Below are 21,848 nucleotides of genomic sequence, written 5' to 3'. Positions count from 1 at the left end.
AGCAACGCGCCCTCATTCGCGGTGGTAGGGGTGGTTCGCGTTGACCGACCAGGCGCGATAGAGCTGCTCGATCAGCAGCACCCGCACCATGGCGTGTGGCAAGGTCAGGTCGGACAGGCGGATGCGCTGGTGTGCCGCGGCTCGAAAGGCCGGGTCAAGGCCATCGGGGCCACCGATCACCAGGGCCACATCGTCGCCTTCAAGCTGCCAGTGCTGCAACTGCTGGGCCAGTGCCTTGGTGGTCAGCGTGGTGCCGCGTTCGTCGAGCGCGACCACGCGGCTGCCGCGCGGAATCGCGGCCTCGATGCGCTCGCGCTCGGCCGCCAACAGCGTCTCCAGGGTCTTGGAGGCGCGCGGTTCGGTCTTGACGGCTTTGAGTTCCACCCGCAGTTCGGGTGGGAAGCGTTTGGCGTAATCGTCGTAGGCGGTCTGGGCCCAGTCGGGCACACGCTGCCCGACCGCGACGATCAGCAGCCTCATGCCTTCTTGGCGGCGGCAGTTTTGGCGGTCTTGCGCACCGGTGTCTTGAGCGCCGGTTTGGCGGCGGCGCTCTTGGCGGCAGGCTTGGCCGCGGTCTTCGCGCCCGGCTTGGTGGCGCTGCGCGGTTTGACCACCAGCTTCTGCAGCGCGGTCTTCGGTGCGGCGGCCGGGGTCTTGCGCGCCGCGGTCTTGCCGGCGGCGGTCTTGCCGGCGGCGGTTTTGCTCGCAGCAGACTTGGTGGCAGCGGTCTTCACCGGGGCCTTGGCGGCAGACTTGGTTGCGGTCTTGGCCGGTGCAGCGGCCTGCGACGCCTTGGCAGACTTGGCGGCCTTGCGCGCCACCGACTTCGCGGGCTGGGCGGCCACGCTCTCGGCCGGCTTCTTGCGGCTGGTCTTCCTGGCCGCCGGTTTGGCTTCGGCCGCGGCAGGTTTGTCTGCACCGTGCTTGAGGCGCACGGGCTTGGCGCCCCAGATTTCTTCGAGGCGGTAGTACTGGCGGATCACCGGTTGCATCACGTGCGCCACGGCGGCGCCGCAGTCGACGATGATCCATTCGCCGTTTTCTTCGCCTTCGATGCGGGGCTTGTCAAAGCCCGCCTCGCGCACCGCGTCGCGCACGCTGGAGGCCAGCGCCTTGGTCTGGCGGTTGGAGGTGCCGCTGGCGACGATGACCCGCTCGAACAGGGGTGAGAGGTGCTCGGTGTTGAAAACCACGATGTCCTGACCCTTGACGTCCTCGAGGCCATCGACGATGGCGCGCTGGAGTCTCTGGATGTCTTTTTTGGCAGTGGTTTCGCTGGTCATGTAGGGGGCTGGTAGAGGTTGTGTTGTGAAATATAGCCTGCGACGGCCTCGGGCACCAGAACATCCAGTGCGTGGGCACTGGCTGCGGTCTGGCCCACGCGGGCGCGCACGGCGGTGGCGCTGATGTTCTTCAGAGGCATCTGAAGCAGCTCGAAAGGCAGGCCGACGCCCGACAGGTCGGTCTCACTGGTAGTGTCCAGCGGGGCGTCCGCACCGATGTTGGTGGCGCGGTTGGCCACCGCCAGCGTAGCCAGCTCCAGCACCTCCTGCCAGCGCACCCAGCTCTTGAAAGCCAGCAGCTGGTCGGCGCCGAGCACCAGGAACAGTTGTGCGCCGGGGTATTCGGCCTGCAGCTCACGCAAGGTGTCGGCGGTGTAGCTCGGGCCTTCGCGGTGAATTTCGCGTTCGTCGAGCTTCACCCTGGGCAGGTCGCCAAAGGCGAGTTCGCACATGGCGGCACGGTCTTGCGGCGGCGACAGCACGCGCGACTTGTGCCAGGCGTGGCCGGTCGGCAGCACGTGCAGCACGTCGAGATTCAGCTGCGTGAGCGCGGTCTTCGCCAGGTCGCGGTGCGCCCAGTGCGGCGGGTCGAACGCGCCGCCGAACATGCCGATGCGGCGCAGGGGTGCCGGCTGGTCGGCCATCAGACCCAGTCCTTGCGCACCAGGAAGTCCTTGTACAACCGGTCTTCCGGTGTGCCGCTCTTGGTCTTGCGGTTGTAGGCCCAGCTCACCAGCGGCGGCATGGACAGCAGGATGGACTCTGTGCGCCCACCCGACTGCAGGCCGAAGTGGGTGCCGCGGTCCCAGACCAGGTTGAACTCGACGTAACGGCCGCGCCGGTACAGCTGGAAGCTGCGCTCGCGCTCGCCGTAGGGCATGTTCTTGCGCCGGTCCACGATCGGCAGGTAGGCATCGAGGAACGCGTCGCCCACCGAACTCAGCATGGCAAAGCTGCCGTCGAAGCCCAGTTCGGAGAAGTCGTCGAAGAACACGCCGCCGATGCCGCGTTGTTCGTCGCGGTGCTTGAGCACGAAGTAGTCGTCGCACCAGGTCTTGAAGCGCGGGTACTTGTCGACCCCAAAGGGGTCGAGCGCGTTTTTCGCCGAGCGGTGGAAGTGCACCGCATCTTCTTCAAAACCGTAGTACGGCGTGAGGTCCATGCCGCCACCGAACCAGCACACCGGCTCGCCGCCTGCGGGCGTGGCGGCGATCATGCGCACGTTCATGTGCACCGTGGGCACGTAGGGGTTGCGCGGGTGGAACACCAGCGACACGCCCATGGCCTCGAAGGCGGCGCCGGCCAGCTCGGGCCGGTGCTGCGTGGCCGAAGGCGGCAGGCGCGGGCCGGTCACGTGCGAGAAACCGCAGCCGGCGCGCTCGAACACGGCACCGTCCTCCAGGATCTGCGTGATGCCGCTGCCTTGCAGCGGTTCGCCCGCGGCCTTGGTCCAGCGGTCCACTACGAAGCTGCCGCCATCGACCAGCGCCACGGTGGACACGATGCGGTCCTGCAGGTCGACCAGGTACTCACGGACCAGGGCCGTGGGGGTGTGCTGCGGGTTCACAGCGCGCGGTAGCCGATGTCGCGGCGGCATTGCACGCCATCGAAATGGATGGCGTCCACCACCTCGTAGGCGCGCTTGCGCGCCTCGGCGACGGAGTCCGCCAGCGCCGTCACGCACAACACGCGCCCGCCCGACACCTGCACCGTGTCGGCCGCGCCGCTGCTGGTGCCGGCGTGGAAGACCATGCGGTCGGCCTCGTCGGCCGGCAGGCCGCTGATGGCGTCGCCCTTGCGCGGGCTCAGCGGGTAACCGGCGGCGGCCAGCACCACGCCCAGCGCCACGCGCGGGTCCCAGTCCAGCGTCACGCGGTCGAGCTCGCCGCGCGTGGCGGCGAGCAGCACCTGCGCCAGGTTGCTGCGCAGGCGCATGGTGATGGGCTGGGTCTCGGGGTCGCCCATGCGGCAGTTGAATTCCAGCGTCTTGACCTGGCCGTCGGGCGTGATCATCAGCCCGGCGTACAGGAAGCCGGTGTAGGGAATACCGTCGGCCTTCATGCCACGCAACGTGGGCAGGATGACCTCGTTCATGGCGCGCTCGTGCACCGCGGGCGTGACCACCGGCGCGGGCGAGTACGCGCCCATGCCACCGGTGTTGGGGCCCTGGTCGGCGTCGAGCAGTCGTTTGTGGTCCTGGCTGGTGGCCAGGGCCAGCGCGTGCTCGCCGTCGCACAGCACGATGAAGCTGGCTTCTTCGCCACTCAGGAATTCTTCGATCACGACGCGCGCACCGCCTTCGTTGTGCGCCACACCCAGGGTGTTGTCGAGCAGCATGAAGTCGATCGCTTCGTGCGCTTCGGCCGCGGACATGGCCACCACCACGCCCTTGCCGGCGGCCAGGCCGTCGGCCTTGACCACGATGGGCGCGCCCTGCGCGTCCACGTAGGCGTGGGCCGCCACCGGATCGGTGAAGGCCTGGTATTTCGCGGTCGGGATGCCGTGGCGCTGCATGAAGGCCTTGGAGAAAGCCTTGGAGCTCTCCAGCTGGGCGGCGGCCTGGGTGGGGCCAAAGATGGCCAGGCCGTGGGCGCGGAACTCGTCCACCACGCCGGCAGCCAGCGGCGCTTCAGGCCCGACCACCGTGAGCGCGATGCCCTGCCCTTGCGCCCAGGCGCGCAGCGCAGCCTTGTCGGTGATGTCCAGGTTGCTCAGCTGCGGGTCGCGCGCGGTGCCGGCATTGCCCGGGGCCACAAACACCTGCTCCACACCGTCGGCCTGGGCCAGCTTCCAGGCCAGCGCATGCTCGCGGCCACCGCCGCCAATCACGAGTACTTTCATCCGGATCTATCTGTCGTTGGTTATTCGCCGATCTCGGCGTTGTGAAACACGTCCTGCACGTCGTCCAGGTCTTCCAGCACGTCCAGCAGTTTCTGCATGCGGGCCGCGTCGTCGCCGGTCAGGGCAATGGAGTTTTCCGGCCGCATCGTCACCTCGGCCACCTCGGGCTTGAGGCCGGCGGCTTCCAGCGCGTTCTTCACGGCCTCGAACTCCAGTGGCGGGGTCAGCACCTCGATGGCACCGTCCTCGTCGCTGATCACGTCGTCCGCACCGGCTTCCAGCGCGATTTCCATCACCTGGTCTTCGGAGGTACCGGGGGCAAAAATCAGCTGGCCACAGTGCTTGAACTGGAACGCCACCGAACCTTCGGTGCCGAGGTTGCCGCCGTGTTTGCTCAAGGCGTGGCGCACCTCGGCCACGGTGCGCACGCGGTTGTCGGTCATGGTGTCGACGATGATGGCGGCGCCGCCGATGCCGTAGCCCTCGTAGCGGATTTCCTCCAGCGCCTGGCCTTCCAGGTTGCCCGAGGCCTTGTCGACGTTGTACTTGATGCGGTCGGCCGGCATGTTGGCGGCCTTGGCCTTGTCGATCGCCAGCCGCAGGCGCGGGTTCATGGCCGGGTCGCCGCCACCCTGGCGTGCCGCCACGCTGATCTCACGGATGACACGCGTCCAGATCTTCCCGCGCTTTTCGTCCTGACGGCCTTTGCGGTGCTGAATATTTGCCCATTTGCTATGTCCGGCCACGAAATTGTCCTTTTGCCCGTTCTGGCTTTGATCTAATAAGACCGCGATTTTACGTTTTCACCCGCACCGTCCCGAACCGCCTCCCGAAGGAACTCAAGCCATGGCCGAACCGATGCTGATCGCCCTCAACGCCAACACCACCTGCCAGCTGCTGCCCGCCCTGGCCAACCGCCACGGTCTGATCACCGGCGCCACCGGTACCGGCAAGACCGTCACGCTGCAGACGCTGGCCGAACAGTTCTCCAACATCGGCGTGCCGGTGTTCATGGCCGACGTCAAGGGCGACCTCTCGGGCATCAGCCAGCGCGGCAGTTTCGGCGAAAAGATCAGCGCCACCCTGAAAGACCGCGGCATCACGCCGCCCGCCTCGCAGTCCTGCCCGACCACGCTGTGGGACGTGTTCGGCGAACTCGGCCACCCGGTGCGCGCCACCATCAGCGACATGGGGCCGCTGCTGCTGTCCCGCATGCTGAACCTCAACGACACCCAGGCCGGCGTGCTCAACCTGGTGTTCAAGATCGCCGACGACAACGGCCTGCTGCTGCTCGACATGAAAGACCTGCGGGCCATGCTGCAGCACATCGGCGACAACGCCAAGCAGTTCACCACCGAGTACGGCAACATCAGCGCCGCCAGCATCGGCGCGATCCAGCGCGGGCTGATGCAGGTCGAACAACAGGGGGGCGACAAGTTCTTCGGCGAACCCATGCTCGACATCAACGACTTCATGCAGACGGTGGACGGCAAGGGCGTGATCAACATCCTGGCCGCCGACAAGCTGATGAACGCGCCGCGCCTCTACGCCACCTTCCTGCTGTGGATGCTGTCCGAGCTGTTCGAGACCCTGCCCGAAATCGGCGACCCCGAAAAACCCAAGCTGGTGTTCTTCTTCGACGAGGCCCACCTGCTGTTCAACGAAGCGCCCAAGGTGCTGATCGAACGCATCGAACTGGTGGTGCGCCTGGTGCGCTCCAAGGGCGTGGGCGTGTATTTCGTGACGCAGAACCCGCTGGACATTCCCGACAGCGTGCTGGGCCAGCTTGGCAACCGCGTCCAGCACGCGCTGCGCGCCTTCACCCCGCGCGACCAGAAGGCCGTCAAGTCCACCGCGCAGACCATGCGCCCCAAGGCGGGCCTCGACATCGAAGCCGCCATCACCGAACTGGCCGTGGGCGAAGCCCTGGTGAGCCTGCTGGACGCCAAGGGCCGCCCGAGCGAGACCGAGCGCGTGTACGTGCTGCCGCCGGGCAGCCAGCTCGGCCCCATCACGCCCGAGCAACGTGCCCAGCTGCGCCGCGATTCGCTGGTGGCCGGCGTGTACGAGAAAGTGGTGGACCGCGAGAGCGCCTACGAAGTCTTTGCCAAACACGCCGGCGAACGCGGCGCGACGCCACAGGAAGAGCAGCCGGCCAACGCGGCGCCCAAGGCGCCCCGGGTGCCGGGCTCGGACAAGCAGGCCGCCCCCGCCGAAGGCGGTGGTTTTGGCGGCATGGTCAACGAAGCGCTGTTCGGCCGCACCGGCCCACGCGGCGGCCAGTACGACGGCCTGGTGCAGACCATGGCCAAGACGGCGGCACGCAGCGTTGCCAGCGGCCTCGGGCGCCAGTTGGTGCGCGGCATGCTGGGTGGCCTGCTGGGCGGCGGCAAGAAGCGCTGAGCCGGTTTCCCGCCGGCTTCCCGGGTGGCTGCGCTCCGCAGCCACATTGCACAAGAAAAAAGGCCCGGACGAACCGGGCCTTTTGCATGGGGCGAGTGCCTGCGACGATCAGCCGGCGGTAGCCTCTTCGGGCTTGGCCTTGCCTTCCTTCTTCGGCAACGGCTGGATGTCGAGTTCGACTTCCTGCGTTTCCTTGCCCGCTTCGTCGGTCTTGTTCACGATGTCCACCGTCAGGCGGCCACCGTCGGTCAGGCGTCCGAACAGCAGTTCGTCGGCCAGCGCGCGGCGGATCGTGTCCTGGATCAGGCGCTGCATCGGGCGTGCGCCCATCAGCGGGTCGAAACCCTTCTTCGCCAGGTGCTTGCGCAGCGCATCGGTGAACGTGACTTCGACCTTCTTCTCGCTCAGTTGAGTTTCCAGCTGCAGCAGGAACTTGTCGACCACGCGCATGATGATGTTCTCATCAAGCGCCTTGAAGCTCACGGTCGCGTCCAGGCGGTTGCGGAACTCGGGCGTGAACAGGCGCTTGATGTCGGCCATCTCGTCGCCCGCTTCGCGCGGGTTGGTGAAGCCGATGGTCGCCTTGTTCATGGTCTCGGCACCCGCGTTCGTCGTCATGATGATGATGACGTTGCGGAAGTCGGCCTTGCGTCCGTTGTTGTCCGTCAGCGTGCCGTGGTCCATGACCTGCAGCAGCACGTTGAAGATGTCCGGGTGCGCCTTCTCGATTTCGTCGAGCAGCAGCACGCAGTGCGGCTTCTTGGTGACGGCCTCGGTCAGCAAACCACCCTGGTCGAAGCCCACGTAGCCGGGGGGCGCACCGATCAGGCGGCTCACGGCGTGGCGCTCCATGTACTCCGACATGTCGAAGCGGATCAGGTCGATGCCCATGATGTAGGCCAGCTGCTTGGCGGCTTCGGTCTTGCCGACGCCGGTGGGGCCGCTGAACAAGAAGGCACCGATCGGCTTGTCGGCCTTGCCCAGACCCGAGCGCGCCATCTTCACCGAGGACGCCAGCACTTCCAGCGCCTTGTCCTGGCCGAACACCACGCTCTTGAGGTCACGTTCCAGCGTCTGCAGCTTGCCGCGGTCGTCGTTGGACACGTTGGCCGGCGGGATGCGCGCGATCTTGGCCACGATCTCTTCGACCTCGGTCTTGCTGATGGTCTTCTTGCGCTTGGACACCGGCAGGATGCGCTGTGCTGCACCGGCCTCGTCGATCACGTCGATGGCTTTGTCGGGCAGGTGGCGGTCGTTGATGTACTTGGCGCTCAGCTCGGCCGCGGCCTGCAGGGCGGCCACGGCGTACTTCACGCCATGGTGCTCTTCAAAGCGCGACTTCAGGCCCTTGAGGATGTCCACGGTTTCCTGCACGGTCGGCTCGACCACGTCCACTTTCTGGAAGCGGCGGCTGAGCGCGGCGTCTTTCTCGAAGATGCCACGGTACTCGGTGAAGGTGGTCGCGCCGATGCACTTGAGCTGGCCGCTGGAGAGCGCCGGCTTGAGCAGGTTGGACGCGTCCAGCGTGCCGCCCGAGGCCGCACCGGCCCCGATCAGGGTGTGGATTTCGTCGATGAACAGGATCGCGTTGGGCTTGTCCTTGAGCGACTTGAGCACGCCCTTGAGGCGTTGCTCGAAATCACCGCGGTACTTGGTGCCGGCCAGCAGCGCGCCCATGTCGAGCGAGTAGACGGCGGACTCGGCCAGGATCTCGGGCACGTCACCCTGGGTGATGCGCCAGGCCAGGCCCTCGGCGATCGCGGTCTTGCCGACGCCGGCTTCGCCCACCAGCAGCGGGTTGTTCTTGCGGCGGCGGCACAGGATCTGGATCACGCGCTCGACCTCGTACTCGCGGCCGATCAGCGGATCGATCTTGCCGTCCTTGGCCATCTGGTTCAGGTTCTGGGTGAACTGCTCCAGCGGCGAGGCCTTCTCGTTGCCCTTGGCTTCGCCGGCCTCTTCGTTCTCGGCCGCGCTCTCGCCGGGCTTGGCCGCCTCGGGCGGGTCGCTCTTGCGGATGCCATGGGCGATGAAGTTGACCACGTCCAGGCGCGTCACGCCCTGCTGGTGCAGGTAGTACACGGCGTGCGAGTCCTTCTCGCCGAAGATCGCCACCAGCACGTTGGCACCGGTGACCTCCTTCTTGCCGTTGCCGGTGGACTGCACGTGCATGATCGCGCGCTGGATCACACGCTGGAAGCCCAGCGTGGGTTGGGTATCGACTTCGTCGGTGCCGGCGACCTGCGGGGTGTTGTCCTTGATGAAGTTGGTCAAGGATTTGCGCAGATCGTCGATGTTGGCCGAGCAGGCACGCAGCACCTCGGCGGCGCTGGGGTTGTCCAGCAGCGCCAGCAGAAGGTGTTCGACAGTGATGAATTCGTGCCGCTGCTGCCGGGCCTCGACAAAGGCCATATGCAAGCTGACTTCAAGTTCCTGGGCAATCATTGGGCACGTCCTTTGGGCTTGGGTGATCGGGGAAGAGGCAATCGACAGGATTCAAAAAAACAGGAGACTGGGGGTCAGATGGGGTGGACTCGGGTTTATTCAACAGGTTCGCTCACACATTGCAACGGGTGCCCGGCGGCGCGGGCGGCCTGGAGGACCTGGTCCACCTTGGTGCTCGCGACGTCGCGGGAATAGACGCCACAGATGCCTTTTCCTTCCAGGTGGATCTTGAGCATGATCTGGGTCGCGGTTTCGCGGTCCTTGCTGAAGAACTCCTGGATGACGTGCACCACGAACTCCATGGGGGTGAAGTCGTCGTTGAGCAGCACGACCTGGAACATCTGCGGCGGCTGGGTGCGCTGGGTGCGGCGCTCAAGCACCACCGACTCGTCGTTGCCGACACTGGGCGGGACGACGGGCGTGGGTGGTTTTTTCGGGTTCTGGGTGGCCATGAAAATGATTCTAGCGGTGCGCATCCGCCCTGAATGACGTGCGGGAATACGGTTGCGCGTTCCACCCGCCGGACCAGCCTGGCGGGCAAGACGGTGGGAGGCAGCTTTTCCATGCCTCATTGTGGAGCGAAATGCGGCGCGGAAACGGTGAAGAAAAGCGCGGTTCGGGCACTTGTTCATGCGCTGGGGCACATGCGGTCACATCGCCACGGCCGACGGCGGGGCAAGCCCCTTCCCGCCCGCCGCCTGCCACTCACATGTGGCCGATCATCACCTGGCCGAAACCGGAGGTGCTCACCTGCGTCGCGCCCTGCATCAGCCGCGCGAAATCGTGCGTCACCTTCTTGCTGGCAATCGCTTCCTTGAGGGCGCGGATGATGATGTCGCCAGCCTCTTTCCAGCCCAGGTGGCGCAGCATCATGTCGGCGGCCAGGATTTCCGCGCAGGGGTTGGCGTAGTCCTTGCCGGCGTGTTTGGGCACGGGGCCGTGGGTGGGCTCGAAACACGCCAGGGTGTCGGACAGGTTGGCGCCCGGCGCTATGCCGATGCCGCCCACCTGCGCCGCCAGGGCGTCGGCAACGTAGTCGCCGTTGAGGTTGAGCGTGGCCACGACCGAAAAGTCCAGCGGGCGCAGCAGGATCTGTTGCAGGAAGTCGTCGGCGAAACAGTCCTTGATGAGGATGTCCCTGCCGGTCTTCGGGTTGCGCAACTGGCACCAGGGGCCGTCGTCAACCAGCACGGCACCGAATTCCTTTTGGGCCAGGGCGTAGGCCCAGTCGCGGAAGCCGCCTTCGGTGTACCGCATGATGTTGCCCTTGTGCACGATGGTGACGCTGGGCTTGTCGTGGTCGATCGCGTACTGGATGGCCTTGCGCATCAGGCGCTCGGTGCCCTCCACCGACACCGGCTTGATGCCGATGGCCGAGGTGGCGGGAAAGCGGATGCTGTCCACGCCCATCTCTTCCTGCAGCAGACGGATCAGGCTTTGCGCCTGGGCAGAGCCGGCTTCGTATTCGATGCCGGCGTAGATGTCTTCCGAGTTTTCGCGGAACACCACCATGTTGGTCTTGTGCGGTTCTTTCAGCGGCGAAGGCACGCCGTCGAAATACTGAACCGGTCGCTGGCAGACGTACAGGTCCAGTGCCTGCCGCAGCGCCACGTTGATCGAGCGGAAGCGCCCACCCGCGGGTGTGGAGAGCGGGCCCTTGATGGACACCACGTGGGTGCGCAGGGCATCCAGGCTCTCGTCGGGCAGCCAGGCGTCCGGGCCATAAACCTGGGTGGCCTTCTGGCCGACATACACCTCCATCCAGTGGATCTTGCGGCGCTCCCCGTAGGCCCGGGCCACGGCTGCGTCCACCACCTGGATCATCACCGGCGTGATGTCCTGACCAGTGCCATCGCCTTCGATGAAGGGCACGATGGGCTGGTCCGGCACGTTCAGCGACAGGTCGGCGTTGACGGTGATTTTCTGGCCTAGGGGTGGCACCTGGATGTGCTGGTACATGGGAATCGGGGCTCCGGGAGTCGGGGGTCTGTGTGAAGCCGGCCCGTGGTGGACTGGCTGGGCGCGCCGGGGGCGCACGCGAGGGAAGCCGAAATTTTAGTCGCGCCCTCATGGCGCCCCGGCGCGCGCGGCTTTGCCGCCCTTCACGGCAGCGCAGCGGATGGCGGACAATGAAGGCCCGATCCGTTTCCTCCGACACGCCGCATGAAATCCCTGTCCGCCCGCCTGTTGCTTAGCCTGCCTTTCCTGATCGCCAGCGCGGCCTGGGCGCAGAACGCGCCGCAGACCGACCTGACCCGCACGCAGCTGCAAGCCGGCATGCACCTGATCCAGGTCCAGATCGCCCAGACACCGCAGGAACGCGCCACCGGCCTGATGCACCGCCAGGAGATGCCGGCCAACGAAGGCATGCTGTTCATCTTCGAGCACCCGGCCGAGCAGTGCTTCTGGATGAAGAACACCCTGCTGCCGCTGACCGCCGCGTTCGTGGCCGAAGACGGCAGCATCGTCAACCTGGCCGACATGCAGCCACAAAGCCTGGAATCTCACTGCTCGACCAAGCCGGTGCGCTACGTGCTGGAGATGCACAAGGGCTGGTTCGACAAGCGTGGCCTCCAGCCCGGCACGCGCCTCATCGGCGGCCCGTTCCGCAAATAAAAAAGGGCCGCCGTTGCCGGCGACCCTTTCTGATGCAGCGCCTGGTCCTCAGGCCTTGACGGACGCCAGCGCGGCGTTCAGCGTCTTGCTGGGGCGCATGACGGTTTCGAGCTTGGCGAAGTCGGGCTTGTAGTACCCGCCGATGTCCACCGGCTTGCCCTGCACCTCGGCCAGTTCGGCCACGATGGTCTTTTCGTTGTCGGCCAGCTGCTTGGCCAGCGGTGCGAACTTGGCGGCCAGGGCCGCGTCTTCCGTCTGCGCAGCCAGCTCCTGCGCCCAGTACAGGGCGAGGTAGAACTGGCTGCCGCGGTTGTCCAGCTGACCAGTCTTGGGCGAAGGGTTCTTGTTGTTGTCCAGGAGGCTGCCCGTGGCCGCGTCCAGCGTGCGGGACAGGATCTTGGCCTGTGCGTTGCCGGTCTTCAGACCCAGGTCTTCCATCGACACGGCCAGCGCCAGGAACTCACCCAGCGAGTCCCAGCGCAGGTGGTTTTCTTCCACCAGCTGCTGCACGTGCTTGGGCGCCGAGCCGCCGGCACCGGTTTCGTACATGCCACCACCGGCCATCAGCGGCACGATGGACAGCATCTTGGCCGAGGTGCCCAGCTCCATGATCGGGAACAGGTCGGTCAGGTAGTCGCGCAGGATGTTGCCGGTGGCGCTGATGGTGTCCTGGCCGCGGATCACGCGCTCCAGGGTGTAACGCATGGCACGCACCTGGCTCATGATCTGGATGTCCAGACCGGCCGTGTTGTGCTCGTGCAGGTACATCTTGACCTTGGTGATCAGTTGCGCTTCGTGCGGGCGGTAGGCATCGAGCCAGAACACCACCGGCATGCCGGAGTTGCGTGCGCGCGTGACGGCCAGCTTGACCCAGTCGCGGATCGCAGCGTCCTTGACCTGGCACATGCGCCAGATGTCGCCCTGCTCCACGTCCTGGCTCATCAGCACTTCGCCGGTGGCCAGGTCGGTGATGTTGGCAACGCCGTCTTCCGGGATTTCAAAGGTCTTGTCGTGCGAGCCGTACTCTTCGGCTTGCTGCGCCATCAGGCCGACGTTGGGCACCGTGCCCATGGTCTTCGGATCGAACGCGCCGTGCCATTTGCAGAAGTTGATGATTTCCTGGTAGATGCGGGCGAAGGTCGATTCGGGCATCACAGCCTTGACGTCCTTCAGGCGGCCGTCGGCGCCCCACATCTTGCCGCTGTTGCGGATCATCGCCGGCATGGAAGCGTCGACGATCACGTCGTTGGGCGAGTGGAAGTTGGTGATGCCCTTGGCCGAGTCCACCATGGCCAGCTCGGGGCGGCCTTCGTGGCAGGCGTGCAGGTCGCGCTTGATCTCGTCCTGCTTGCTTTGCGGCAGCGTGGCGATCTTGTTGTACAGATCGACCATGCCGTTGTTGACGTTGACGCCCAGTTCGTCGAACAGCTTGCCGTGTTTTTCGAACGCGGCCTTGTAGAAGATGCGCACGCAGTGGCCGAACACGATCGGGTGCGAGACCTTCATCATGGTGGCCTTGACGTGCAGCGAGAACATCACACCGGTCTTGTGTGCGTCTTCGATTTCCTTTTCGTAGAAGGCCAGCAGAGCCTTCTTGCTCATGAACATGGAGTCGATGACTTCGCGGTCGAGCAGCGACACCTTGGCCTTGAGCACGGTGATCTTGCCGCTCTTGCCGATGAGTTCCATCTTGACGTCGCGCGCGCGGTCCAGCGTCATGGACTTTTCGCCATGGTAGAAGTCGCCGTGGTGCATGTGCGAGACGTGCGAGCGCGAGGCCTGGCTCCATTCACCCATGCTGTGCGGGTGCTTGCGGGCGTATTCCTTCACCGCCTTGGGCGCGCGGCGGTCCGAGTTGCCTTCGCGCAGCACCGGGTTGACGGCCGAGCCGGTGCACTTGTTGTAGCGCGCGCGGATGTCCTTCTCTTCTTCGGTCTTCGGGTTTTCAGGGAAGTCCGGGATCTTGTAGCCCTTGTCCTGCAGCTCCTTGATGGCGGCCTTGAGCTGGGCCACCGAGGCGCTGATGTTGGGCAGCTTGATGATGTTGGCTTCGGGTTTGAACGTGAGCTTGCCGAGCTGGGACAGGTTGTCCGGCACGCGCTGCTCTTCGGTCAGCTGCTCGGGGAACTGGCCCAGGATGCGGCCGGCCACCGAGATGTCGCTGGTCTCGACGTTGATGCCGGCCGGTGCCGCGAAGGTGCGGATGATGGGCAGGAACGCACTGGTCGCCAGCAGCGGAGCTTCGTCGGTGAGGGTGTAGATGATGGTCGGTTGCTGGCTGCTCATGGCCTATCTCCAAAGTTGTAAGGGGACGCCGTCGGGCGCTGGGGCAACGGGTGCCGGGATGCGCCGCGCGGACAACCGTTGATTTTGCGTTCAGGGCGTGGCGGGAAACCCCATTTTTGCGAGCTCAATCTCACAATGCAAAAAGTGTCCGAATTTTTCTGCCTTGTTTTCCCCGGCAGAAACGGAAAAGGCCCGAAGGTCACCCTTCGAGCCTGTTTTACCGGGTGCCGGTGATCACTTGAAGTTGGCTTCGGCGAACGACCAGTTGACCAGCTTCTCGAGGAAGGTTTCGACGAACTTGGGGCGCAGGTTGCGGTAGTCGATGTAGTAGGCGTGTTCCCACACGTCCACGGTCAGCAGGGCCTTGTCGGCGGTGGTCAGGGGGGTGCCGGCAGCGCCGGTGTTGACGATGTCGACCGAACCGTCGGCCTTCTTCACCAGCCAGGTCCAGCCCGAACCGAAGTTGCCCACGGCCGACTTCACGAAGGCTTCCTTGAAGGCGGTGTAGCTGCCCCACTTGGCGTTGATGGCGTCGGCCAGCGCACCGGTCGGCTCGCCGCCGCCGGCGGGCTTCATGCAGTTCCAGAAGAAGGTGTGGTTCCAGATCTGGGCTGCGTTGTTGTAGATGCCGCCGCTGGACTTCTTGATGATGGACTCGAGGTCGAGGTTCTCGAACTCGGTGCCCTTTTGCAGGTTGTTGAGGTTGACCACGTACGCGTTGTGGTGCTTGCCGTGGTGGTATTCCAGCGTCTCGCGGCTGTAGTGCGGAGCCAGGGCATCCAGGTCGTAAGGCAGTTTCGGCAGGGTGTGTTCCATGGGGTTCCTCTTGCGTTGGTGTTGTGAATCGGCGCACTCGGCCGCGTTGCGCGTGGCACAAGGCTGCGGGGCCCGCACATTGTAGGCAAGCCCGGTGGCGTCAACAGGAGCAGGGTTTCTTCCGCGCCCCGGTCATTCACCTGTCATCGACGTGCAGACCCAGTTCACCGTCGGCCAGCGTGGCGCGCAGCGCCTGGCCCGGCCGGGCCTGGGCCGCCAGCGTGATCGCGGTGCCGTGTTCGTCGGTCAGGAAGGCGTAGCCACGTTGCAGCACGAGTTGTGGATCGAGCAGGCTCAATGCGGTCTGCCCGCGCTGCAGGCGCAGGCGCTGCGCGTCCATCGCGCGGCGCAAGGCCTGCGGCACGGCCTGCCCCAGCATCTGCAGGCTGTGGCGGCGCTGCTGGGTACCGAGCAACAGGCCATGTTGCAGCCGGTGCTGCAGGGCGGTCAGTTGCTGCTGGCTTTCGTGCAGACGACCCGAAGGCCGGCCCATGCGCTGGGCCAGGCGGTCCAGCCGCTGGCCTCGCTGGTCGATGGCGTTGAAGACACCGTCGCTCAGGCGCTCACGCAGGTAGGACAGCTCACCCAGACGCTGCTCGCGCGCCGGTGCGCAGAGCTCGGCCGCCGCGGTGGGCGTGGGCGCGCGCAGATCGGCCACGAAGTCGGCCAGGGTGAAATCGGTTTCGTGCCCGACGCCGCTGATGACCGGCATCGGCGCCTGCGCCAGCGTGCGCACCAGCGTGGGATCGTTGAACGACCACAGGTCTTCCAGCGAACCACCGCCGCGCACCAGCAGCAGCACCTCGCTCTCGCCGGTGTCGGCATGCCGGCGGTAGGCGTTCTGCAACGCCGTACAGAGCTCGGCCGGGGCCTGGGCGCCCTGCACCGCCGCCGGGTAGATGGTCACGGGAATGTGCGGCACGCGGCGCCGCAGGGCGGTGACCACGTCGCGCAAGGCGGCAGCGCCGAGCGAGGTGACCACGCCAATGCTGCGCGGTTGTGCCGGCAAGGCCCGTTTGCGAGCGGCTTCGAACAGGCCCTCGGCCTCCAGCTGGGCCTTGAGCTTGAGGAACTGCTCGAACAAGGCACCCTGCCCCGCCGGTTGCATCGATTCGACGATGAGCTGCAGGTCACCCCGCGCGCCGTAGACGTCGAGCTTGCCGCGCGCCTCCACGAGTTGTCCATCACGCGGCGCAAAGCTCAGCTGGTCGGCGGCGCGCCGGAACATGGCGCAGCGCACCTGGCCGGTGTCGTCCTTGAGCGAAAAATAACAATGCCCGCTGGCCGCGCGCGAAAAGCCCGAAAGCTCGCCCCGCACGGCGACAGGGTTGAAGCGGGCGGACAGGGTGTCCGCCACCGCTCGCATCAGCGGTCCAACCGACCACACGCGCGGCGCCGATGGCGGAAACGGGTTGAGAAAGTCTTCAGGCACGAGCATCTCCGGGGCAAAAGTGTCCACAATCCGCACCGTTGCTGGCCACGCCCTCGCCACTGCCAGCGCCGACACGCGCTACGGCAAAGGGCGTTGATTTCAAAGGCATTCGGGCTGCCTGTTTTGTCATCGATCTGTTGAATGCCCCGTGGGCATTGGGCCCGGCGCAGTCATCAAGAGGGTTTTTCACAAAGTTATCCACAGAATCTGGTGCTAAGTCTGCCCTGGCTGCCATGCCTGCTCGGGCAGCCTCAAGGTGCGGGAAGACGGCCACTGTACCGCGCGGCTCTGGACGTGCTGGTGGAGCCGATCCATGGCCTGGGCAGGCCTGAACCTGTGGCACAACTTCGGCGCCCGGGCCCAGCTCAAGTTGGGCTACGCCGGCCAGACCTCGGAGATGGCCAGCGTCTTCGCCTCCACAGACCGCAGCATCGCGCTGGACGGCAGCAAAGGCAGGGCCTGGGGTGCACGCGTGGGCTGGAAGAAGGTCTGGCAAACGAAGCTGCGGGCCTGCGCTGCACGACCTCAGACTGGGCAACCACCGAAAGCACGGCGATGGGTGCCAACGAGCGAACTACAGGATGGCTGGGCGGCGGCGGTGAGGGCTGAATGGTCGCGTCTCCACGAGGAACGGACACAGCCCTGAGACATAATCCTTCGCACCCATCAAGGCCACCGGCGTCCGGTGGCACAAGCCTGGAGCCCCGATTTGTTTTCCATCATTCAAGCCGCCGGCTGGCCGATCTGGCCTCTCATTGCCTGCTCCATCCTCGGCCTGGCGCTGGTGGTCGAGCGCTTCATCAGCCTGCAGACCAAAAAGATCGTGCCACCCAAGCTGCTGGATGAAGCCATGATGGTGTCCCGCGGCGGCGTGCCCGGCCCCGACGTGGTCAAGCAGCTGGAGCAGAACTCGGTGCTCGGTGCCGTGCTCGCCACCGGCTTCCGCACCTACAACATCAACCCGCGCGCCAGCGAAGACGACCTGCGCGCCAGCCTGGAAGGCGCCGGCCGCGAAGCCGCGGCCAAGCTGCAGCGTTACCTCGGCGCATTGGCCACCATCGCGTCGGCCGCGCCGCTGCTGGGCCTGCTCGGCACCGTCATCGGCATGATCGAGATCTTCGGCTCGCAAGCGGCCGACGTCTCGGGCGCGGTGCCCGGCATGGGCAACCCCGGTCAGCTGGCACACGGCATTTCCATCGCGCTCTACAACACCGCGTTCGGCCTGATCATCGCCATCCCGGCGCTGATCTTCTGGCGCTACTTCCGCGGCCGCGTCGACGCTTACCTGCTGGCCATGGAACTGGCCGCCGAGCGTTTCGCCCGCCACCTGCTGAGCCTGCGGAAGCCGCTGTCATGAACTTCCGTTCCGGCGAGCGCGACGAGCCCGAGATCAACCTGATCCCGTTCATCGACATCCTGCTGGTGGTGCTGATCTTCCTGATGCTCACCACCACCTACAGCAAGTTCACCGAACTCAAGGTCAACCTGCCCACGGCCGATGCGCAGGCGCCGAAGCAGAACCCGCGCGAGATCGTGGTGGCAGTCGGCAGCGACGGCCGCTACTCCATCAACCGCCAGGTGATGGAAGGCGCGGGGGTCGAGGCCCTCACCCGGGTGCTGTCGCAAACCGCCCAGGACAACCGCGACACCGTGATCGTGATCAGCGCCGACGCCGCCGCCTCCCACCAGTCGGTCATCAACGTGATGGACGCGGCGCGGCGCGCCGGCCTGGTGCAGATCACCTTTGCCACGCAACAGTCGGGCGGTGCTGCCCGTGGCAAGTCCTGACACCAGCGCGCGGCCCGCGCCAGCCACCATGAGCGACGCCACCCGGCAAGCGCGTGGACAAGCGGCCTGGCTGCTCGGCGCACAACGGCGCGGCCTGCGGGCCCGCCTGCTCTGGCCCGTCTCCCTGCTCTACCGCGCCCTCGTGGCACTGCGGCGCACGCTTTACGCGCGTGGCCTGCTGAAGGTGCAGCGTTTGCCGGTGCCGGTCATCGTGATCGGCAACGTGGTGGTTGGTGGCGCCGGCAAGACGCCCTGCACCATCGCCCTGGTGCAACACCTGCGCGCCCAGGGCTGGACGCCCGGCGTGGTGTCGCGTGGCCATGGCCGGCGTGAGGCCGGCGTGCTGGCCGTGCTGCCCGGCAGCCCCGCCGCCGATGCCGGCGACGAACCGCTGCTGATCCGCCAGGCCACCGGCGTACCGGTGTTCGTGGCCGCGCAGCGGGCCGAGGCCGCGCAGGCGCTGCTGGCGGCGCACCCGGACGTGAACGTGCTGGTCTGCGACGACGGGCTGCAGCACCTGGCGCTGGGGCGCGACATCGCGGTGGCCGTGTTCGACGACCGCGGTACCGGCAACGGCTGGCTGCTGCCCGCCGGCCTGCTGCGCGAACCCTGGCCACCGGCGCGCCACACCGCCTTCCAGCCCGACTTCGTGCTGCGCCAAAGCCGGGCAGGCCAGCCGGCAGCCGCACTGGCCGCGTCGCCGGTGGCGCCCCTCTTCAATGCAGCACGCCGGCTCGCCACCGAAGCCATCGGGCCGCAAGGTCAGCGCATGCCGCTGGCCGATCTGCGCAACCAGCCAGTGACGGCGGTGGCCGCCATCGCCCGGCCCGAGGTGTTCTTCGACATGCTGCGCGACCAGGGGCTGAGCCTGGCCCACACCGTCGCCCTGCCCGACCATGCCGACGCGGCCGCCTACGCCGCGCTGCTCGGCACGGCCGAGCAAGGGCCGCTGCTCTGCACCGAAAAAGACGCGGTCAAGCTGTTTCCCCTGCTGCCTCATGCCGCGGCCGGCCAGCCGGTACGGGCCTGGGCCGTGCCGCTGGAACTGGCGCCCGATCCGGCCTTCTTCGCCGCCATCGACGCGCGCCTGGCGACGCTGAAGCCGGCCCGCTGAAGCGCCCTGCCCGACTATCATCCCCGCCATGGACACCAAACTGCTCGAACTGCTGGTCTGCCCCGTCACCAAGGGCCCCCTGATCTTCGACCGCGACAAACAGGAACTGCTCTCGCGCAGCGCCCGCCTCGCCTATCCGGTGCGCGACGGCATTCCCATCCTGCTCGAACATGAAGCCCGCCCCCTGAGCGACGAAGAAGCGGCCCGCCCCTCCTCCCCAGCACCGCTGGCATGAGCGCCGCCGACGGCGTGGCTGGCTTCACGGTGCTGATCCCGGCACGGCTCGCCTCCACCCGCCTGCCCGACAAACCCCTGGCCGACATCGCCGGCGTGCCCATGGTGGTGCGCGTGGCACAACGCGCGGCCCAGAGCGCGGCCAGCCGTTGCGTGGTGGCAGCCGACGATGCGCGCATCGTTGCCGCCTGCGAAGCGCACGGTGTGCAAGCCCTGCTCACGCGCACCGACCACGCCTCCGGCAGCGACCGGCTGGCCGAAGCCTGCACCCTGCTCGGCCTGGCCGACGACGCGGTGGTGGTGAACGTGCAAGGCGACGAGCCGCTGATCGATCCGGCGCTGATCAACGCGGTGGCGGCCGAGCTGCAGCGCCGCAACGACTGCGTCATGAGCACCGCGGCACACACCATCGACAGCGTGGCCGACTTCCTCAACCCCAACGTGGTCAAGGTGGTGCTCGACCGCGCCGGCACCGCCCTGTACTTCAGCCGCGCGCCCATCGCATGGTGGCGCGATGGCATGGCCGCGGATAGCCGAACGATGGCGTCCTTGCCCTCGCCCGCTCCCTTGCGTCATGTCGGCATCTACGCCTACCGCGCCGGCTTTCTGCGGCAGTTTCCCGCGCTGGAAGCGGCTCCGCTGGAAGCCACCGAATCGCTGGAGCAACTGCGCGTGTTGTGGCACGGCCAGCGCATCGCAGTGCACCTGAGCAGCCAGGCCCCCGGACCCGGCGTGGACACGCCGCAAGACCTGGAACGCGTGCGCGAACTGCTGGCGAGCAGCTGAAACCCGCCCGCACCGGGCACGCCGCGACGCCCCGGGCTGTCAGGCTGGCGGAAGGATGTGCATGCTATCCTCGACCGGTTGCCCCGGTTCCCACGCCAGGGGCCGCCGCTCGAGACAAGCGGCCAAGCCATTGAAACTCTGCAAAAAAGGAAAGCGATGAGACTGATTCTGTTGGGCGCTCCGGGCGCCGGCAAAGGAACGCAAGCCACGTTCATTTGCCAGAAATACGGCATTCCCCAGATCTCCACCGGTGACATGTTGCGTGCCGCGGTCAAGGCCGGTACGCCGCTGGGCCTTCAGGCCAAAGCGGTGATGGAATCCGGTGGCCTGGTCAGCGACGACCTCATCATCAACCTGGTCAAGGAACGCATTGCCCAGCCCGACTGTGCCAACGGTTTCCTGTTCGACGGTTTCCCGCGCACCATTCCGCAGGCCGACGCCATGAAGTCGGCCGGCGTGAAGCTCGACCACGTGCTGGAAATCGACGTGCCCTTCGACGCCATCATCGAACGCATGAGCGGCCGCCGCTCGCACCCTGCTTCGGGCCGCACCTACCACGTCAAGTTCAACCCGCCCAAGGTGGCCGGCCAGGACGACGTCACCGGTGAACCCCTGATCCAGCGCGAAGACGACAAGGAAGAGACCGTGAAGAAACGTCTCGAGGTCTACAGCGCGCAGACCCGCCCCCTGGTCGACTACTACAGCAGCTGGGCCCGCAACGACGCCGCTGCCGCACCGCAGTACCACGCCATCAGCGGCATGGGCTCGGTGGAAGACATCACCGCGCGTGCCTTCGCAGCGCTGGCCAAATAAGGCGCCACACGCGCCCATCAAGACCCCGGCCTTGCGCCGGGTTTTTTGTGCCTGCTCAGACCCGCAAAGGGCTCGTCAGGCCGGGCTGGAGCGCAGGCCGTAGGCATTGCCGTCCAGCCACACGTACTCGGCGCGCAGAATCGCCTCGCCCTGTTCGTCCTTGAAGGTGAAGCCCACGGCGGACAGCATGGCGCCGTTGCGGATCTCCGGCATCTTCCACTGGTTCAGGCGCAACAGCGGCGCCAGCTCGATCTCCCAGCGGCGCTCGCGGCGCGAGGGCAGCACCGCCTTTGCGAGCAGCGCCAGGCCGTCGATGCCGGCGGTCTGCGCGGGGGCAAGGGGCGTTGCGCCAGGTCGGGCGGCAGCACCAGGTTGTCGGGCAGTTCCAGCACCAGCTCCGCGTGCGGGTTGCGCCAACGCACGTTGCTGGCGCGTCCTTCCAGGTAAATCGGCCGGGTCTGGTCGAAGCTGCTCCAGCCGTGGTGGGCCAACGCGGCGCCGCGCCAGCCCCCCATCGACAGCAGCGCGCCCACTCGCAGCAGATTGCGTCTTTGCATCGCCATCTCCTTCACCAGTAGCCAATCCAGCGGCCGCAGGTCAACACCATCAGCCACAGCGCCGACGACAGCAGCATCAGCGCGCGTGCGGTGCCGTCCTGGCGCTGCAATGAACGCCGGCCGTGGAACCAGCCGGCGTTGCAACCCGCCAGCATGATCAGCACCATCTTGACTGTGAATACACGGTTGGCCAGCAGTTCCCCGGCTTGCGTCGCGAACATCAACAAGCCGGAGGCCGCAGCGAGGCAGAAACCAATCGCCACCAGCGTCAGGCTCAAACGCGCCAGGAGCTCCAGCGGCAGCGCCTTGCCCCAACCGAGCACACGCAACTCCAGCAGGGTGAGGTTGCCCAGCAGCAGGCCCACTCCGATCAGGTGCACCACCTCCAGCATCGGGTAGACCCAGGGGTGCGCGCCAAGGGCTTCGAACACGGC

The 21,848-nt window shown here is 66.5% G+C and carries 24 protein-coding genes; 9 read left to right on the top strand and 15 right to left on the bottom strand.

Annotated features, from left to right (window positions below; all coding sequences use genetic code 11):
* Positions 1–12: 12 nt before the first annotated feature.
* The 6 genes from rlmH to HPA01S_RS00750 are packed head-to-tail and all read right to left on the bottom strand — an operon-like array spanning position 13 to position 4,870.
* Complete coding sequence (gene rlmH, locus HPA01S_RS00775) at positions 13–480, bottom strand: 23S rRNA (pseudouridine(1915)-N(3))-methyltransferase RlmH (RefSeq protein ID WP_066265412.1); 468 nt, start codon at positions 478–480, stop codon at positions 13–15.
* Entirely contained in the window at positions 477–1,283 is an 807-nt protein-coding gene (rsfS, locus tag HPA01S_RS00770) for a ribosome silencing factor (RefSeq protein ID WP_066265409.1), read from the bottom strand. Before rsfS ends, rlmH begins: the two co-directional genes overlap by 4 nt.
* A complete protein-coding gene (gene nadD / locus HPA01S_RS00765; protein ID WP_066265407.1) occupies positions 1,280–1,927 on the bottom strand; it encodes a nicotinate (nicotinamide) nucleotide adenylyltransferase in 648 nt (215 codons plus the stop codon). The genes rsfS and nadD overlap by 4 nt, the downstream gene beginning before the upstream one ends.
* Positions 1,927–2,880 (bottom strand): oxygen-dependent coproporphyrinogen oxidase, encoded by a 954-nt coding sequence (hemF, locus tag HPA01S_RS00760; protein ID WP_066265404.1) that lies wholly within the window; start codon positions 2,878–2,880, stop codon positions 1,927–1,929. The genes nadD and hemF overlap by 1 nt, the downstream gene beginning before the upstream one ends.
* Positions 2,847–4,124 (bottom strand): phosphoribosylamine--glycine ligase, encoded by a 1,278-nt coding sequence (purD, locus tag HPA01S_RS00755; protein ID WP_066265402.1) that lies wholly within the window; start codon positions 4,122–4,124, stop codon positions 2,847–2,849. The genes hemF and purD overlap by 34 nt, the downstream gene beginning before the upstream one ends.
* A 20-nt stretch (positions 4,125–4,144) precedes the next feature.
* Entirely contained in the window at positions 4,145–4,870 is a 726-nt protein-coding gene (locus HPA01S_RS00750) for a YebC/PmpR family DNA-binding transcriptional regulator (protein WP_066265398.1), read from the bottom strand.
* A 100-nt stretch (positions 4,871–4,970) separates the two neighbouring features.
* On the opposite strand from HPA01S_RS00750, the gene HPA01S_RS00745 reads away from it, so the two are divergent.
* Positions 4,971–6,527: a helicase HerA-like C-terminal domain-containing protein gene (locus HPA01S_RS00745; protein ID WP_066265395.1), complete on the top strand. Its 1,557-nt coding sequence runs from the start codon at positions 4,971–4,973 to the stop codon at positions 6,525–6,527.
* A 108-nt stretch (positions 6,528–6,635) separates the two neighbouring features.
* On the opposite strand, the gene clpA is transcribed toward HPA01S_RS00745, so the two are convergent.
* From clpA to icd, 3 genes are all read right to left on the bottom strand, one after another.
* Positions 6,636–8,972 (bottom strand): ATP-dependent Clp protease ATP-binding subunit ClpA, encoded by a 2,337-nt coding sequence (gene clpA / locus HPA01S_RS00740; RefSeq protein WP_066265394.1) that lies wholly within the window; start codon positions 8,970–8,972, stop codon positions 6,636–6,638.
* A gap of 95 nt (positions 8,973–9,067) precedes the next feature.
* Positions 9,068–9,424, bottom strand: coding sequence for an ATP-dependent Clp protease adapter ClpS (gene clpS / locus HPA01S_RS00735; RefSeq protein ID WP_066265392.1), 357 nt, complete (start codon positions 9,422–9,424; stop codon positions 9,068–9,070).
* 253 nt (positions 9,425–9,677) lie between these two features.
* Positions 9,678–10,937, bottom strand: coding sequence for an NADP-dependent isocitrate dehydrogenase (gene icd / locus HPA01S_RS00730; RefSeq protein WP_157084866.1), 1,260 nt, complete (start codon positions 10,935–10,937; stop codon positions 9,678–9,680).
* Positions 10,938–11,135: 198 nt separating this feature from the next.
* Here icd and HPA01S_RS00725 point away from each other — a divergent pair, with 198 nt between their 5' ends.
* A complete protein-coding gene (locus tag HPA01S_RS00725; protein ID WP_066265387.1) occupies positions 11,136–11,588 on the top strand; it encodes a DUF192 domain-containing protein in 453 nt (150 codons plus the stop codon).
* A 48-nt stretch (positions 11,589–11,636) separates the two neighbouring features.
* Here HPA01S_RS00725 and HPA01S_RS00720 read toward each other — a convergent pair whose 3' ends face one another.
* From HPA01S_RS00720 to xseA, 3 genes are all read right to left on the bottom strand, one after another.
* Complete coding sequence (locus HPA01S_RS00720) at positions 11,637–13,874, bottom strand: NADP-dependent isocitrate dehydrogenase (RefSeq protein ID WP_066265385.1); 2,238 nt, start codon at positions 13,872–13,874, stop codon at positions 11,637–11,639.
* A gap of 234 nt (positions 13,875–14,108) precedes the next feature.
* Positions 14,109–14,690 (bottom strand): superoxide dismutase, encoded by a 582-nt coding sequence (locus HPA01S_RS00715; RefSeq protein WP_066265382.1) that lies wholly within the window; start codon positions 14,688–14,690, stop codon positions 14,109–14,111.
* Positions 14,691–14,826: 136 nt separating this feature from the next.
* A complete protein-coding gene (gene xseA, locus HPA01S_RS00710) occupies positions 14,827–16,056 on the bottom strand; it encodes an exodeoxyribonuclease VII large subunit (protein ID WP_245638549.1) in 1,230 nt (409 codons plus the stop codon).
* Between the two features lie 379 nt (positions 16,057–16,435).
* Between xseA and HPA01S_RS00705 the strand changes: the two genes are divergently transcribed.
* The 7 genes from HPA01S_RS00705 to adk all read left to right on the top strand — a co-directional run bounded on the left by HPA01S_RS00705 (position 16,436) and on the right by adk (position 20,857).
* Positions 16,436–16,768, top strand: a complete 333-nt coding sequence (locus HPA01S_RS00705; RefSeq protein WP_066265377.1) for a hypothetical protein — start codon at positions 16,436–16,438, stop codon at positions 16,766–16,768.
* 63 nt (positions 16,769–16,831) lie between these two features.
* On the top strand, positions 16,832–17,479 hold the full coding sequence (locus tag HPA01S_RS00700; protein ID WP_066265375.1) for a MotA/TolQ/ExbB proton channel family protein: 648 nt from the start codon (positions 16,832–16,834) through the stop codon (positions 17,477–17,479).
* Positions 17,476–17,910: an ExbD/TolR family protein gene (locus tag HPA01S_RS00695; protein ID WP_066265372.1), complete on the top strand. Its 435-nt coding sequence runs from the start codon at positions 17,476–17,478 to the stop codon at positions 17,908–17,910. The genes HPA01S_RS00700 and HPA01S_RS00695 overlap by 4 nt, the downstream gene beginning before the upstream one ends.
* A gap of 28 nt (positions 17,911–17,938) precedes the next feature.
* Positions 17,939–19,024 (top strand): tetraacyldisaccharide 4'-kinase, encoded by a 1,086-nt coding sequence (gene lpxK / locus HPA01S_RS00690; protein WP_066265369.1) that lies wholly within the window; start codon positions 17,939–17,941, stop codon positions 19,022–19,024.
* Positions 19,025–19,052: 28 nt separating this feature from the next.
* A complete protein-coding gene (locus tag HPA01S_RS00685; RefSeq protein WP_066265368.1) occupies positions 19,053–19,259 on the top strand; it encodes a Trm112 family protein in 207 nt (68 codons plus the stop codon).
* Positions 19,256–20,044: a 3-deoxy-manno-octulosonate cytidylyltransferase gene (gene kdsB, locus HPA01S_RS00680; RefSeq protein ID WP_066265364.1), complete on the top strand. Its 789-nt coding sequence runs from the start codon at positions 19,256–19,258 to the stop codon at positions 20,042–20,044. The genes HPA01S_RS00685 and kdsB overlap by 4 nt, the downstream gene beginning before the upstream one ends.
* Before the next feature lie 156 nt (positions 20,045–20,200).
* On the top strand, positions 20,201–20,857 hold the full coding sequence (adk, locus tag HPA01S_RS00675) for an adenylate kinase (RefSeq protein WP_066265359.1): 657 nt from the start codon (positions 20,201–20,203) through the stop codon (positions 20,855–20,857).
* 75 nt (positions 20,858–20,932) lie between these two features.
* On the opposite strand, the gene HPA01S_RS23775 is transcribed toward adk, so the two are convergent.
* The 3 genes from HPA01S_RS23775 to HPA01S_RS00665 are packed head-to-tail and all read right to left on the bottom strand — an operon-like array spanning position 20,933 to position 21,845.
* A complete protein-coding gene (locus HPA01S_RS23775; protein WP_306307097.1) occupies positions 20,933–21,091 on the bottom strand; it encodes a hypothetical protein in 159 nt (52 codons plus the stop codon).
* A complete protein-coding gene (locus HPA01S_RS00670) occupies positions 21,082–21,414 on the bottom strand; it encodes a DUF6152 family protein (RefSeq protein WP_306307096.1) in 333 nt (110 codons plus the stop codon). Before HPA01S_RS00670 ends, HPA01S_RS23775 begins: the two co-directional genes overlap by 10 nt.
* Before the next feature lie 11 nt (positions 21,415–21,425).
* Entirely contained in the window at positions 21,426–21,845 is a 420-nt protein-coding gene (locus HPA01S_RS00665) for a hypothetical protein (protein ID WP_157084850.1), read from the bottom strand.
* Positions 21,846–21,848 lie beyond the last annotated feature (3 nt).

The organism is Hydrogenophaga palleronii NBRC 102513, from assembly GCF_001571225.1.
Classification (GTDB): Bacteria; Pseudomonadota; Gammaproteobacteria; order Burkholderiales; family Burkholderiaceae_C; genus Hydrogenophaga; species Hydrogenophaga palleronii.
This window is presented reverse-complemented; position numbering and strand designations above follow the sequence as displayed.